Genomic DNA, 1361 nt, shown 5'->3' with positions numbered 1-1361 from the left:
AGTGACCACACCAGACAGGAGTAAGTAATGTCCAAGCAACAGATCGGGGTTGTCGGTATGGCTGTGATGGGGCGTAACCTTGCGCTGAACATCGAAAGCCGCGGTTATACCGTCTCCGTTTTCAACCGCTCCCGTGAAAAGACCGAAGAAGTTATTGCCGAAAACCCTGGCAAGAAGCTGGTTCCTTACTACACAGTACAAGAGTTTGTAGAATCCCTCGAAACACCACGTCGTATCCTGTTGATGGTGAAGGCCGGGTCTGGCACCGACAGCGCCATCGATTCCCTGAAGCCTTACCTCGATAAAGGCGACATCATCATTGATGGCGGCAACACCTTCTTCCAAGACACCATCCGTCGTAACCGTGAACTGTCTGCCGAAGGTTTTAACTTTATCGGTACCGGTGTTTCCGGTGGTGAAGAGGGTGCTCTGAAAGGGCCTTCCATCATGCCTGGTGGGCAGAAAGAAGCCTATGAGCTGGTTGCGCCGATTCTGAAGCAGATTGCTGCCGTTGCTGAAGACGGTGAGCCATGTGTGACCTATATCGGTGCTGATGGTGCTGGCCATTATGTGAAGATGGTTCATAACGGCATCGAGTATGGTGACATGCAGTTGATTGCTGAAGCCTATGCGCTGTTGAAAGGCGGTCTGACACTTTCCAACGAAGAGCTGGCGCAAACCTTCACTGAATGGAACGAAGGCGAGCTAAGCAGCTACCTGATCGACATTACCAAAGATATCTTCACCAAGAAGGATGAAGAAGGTAAGTACCTCGTTGATGTCATTCTTGATGAAGCAGCAAACAAAGGTACCGGTAAGTGGACCAGCCAGAGCTCACTGGATCTCGGCGAACCTCTGTCTCTGATCACCGAATCCGTATTTGCTCGTTACATCTCTTCGCTTAAAGACCAGCGTGTAGCTGCTTCGAAAGTGCTGAGTGGTCCGCAGGCTCAACCGGCTGGTGATAAAGCTGAATTTATCGAAAAAGTTCGTCGCGCGTTGTACCTCGGTAAGATCGTTTCCTATGCTCAGGGCTTCTCTCAGCTGCGAGCTGCTTCTGATGAATACAACTGGGAGCTAAACTACGGCGAGATCGCTAAGATTTTCCGCGCGGGCTGCATCATTCGTGCGCAGTTCCTGCAGAAGATTACTGATGCTTATGCGCAAAACGCTGGTATTGCTAATCTCCTGCTGGCACCGTACTTCAAACAGATCGCTGATGACTATCAGCAGGCGCTGCGTGATGTCGTTGCGTATGCCGTGCAGAATGGTATTCCGGTACCGACATTCTCTGCCGCAATTGCTTACTACGACAGCTACCGTTCCGCGGTTCTGCCCGCTAATCTGATTCAGGCTCAGCG

Annotated in this window: 1 protein-coding gene; it reads left to right on the top strand. The window is 51.2% G+C overall.

Annotated elements, in window-relative coordinates:
- Nucleotides 1–27: 27 nt before the first annotated feature.
- Nucleotides 28–1361 (top strand): NADP-dependent phosphogluconate dehydrogenase (gene gndA / locus RTW80_RS25295; protein ID WP_312720804.1); only part of this gene is annotated, 1334 nt, incomplete at its 3' end.

Source organism: Escherichia sp. AM3, from assembly GCF_032029835.1.
Lineage (GTDB): Bacteria > Pseudomonadota > Gammaproteobacteria > Enterobacterales > Enterobacteriaceae > Escherichia > Escherichia coli.
This window is presented reverse-complemented; position numbering and strand designations above follow the sequence as displayed.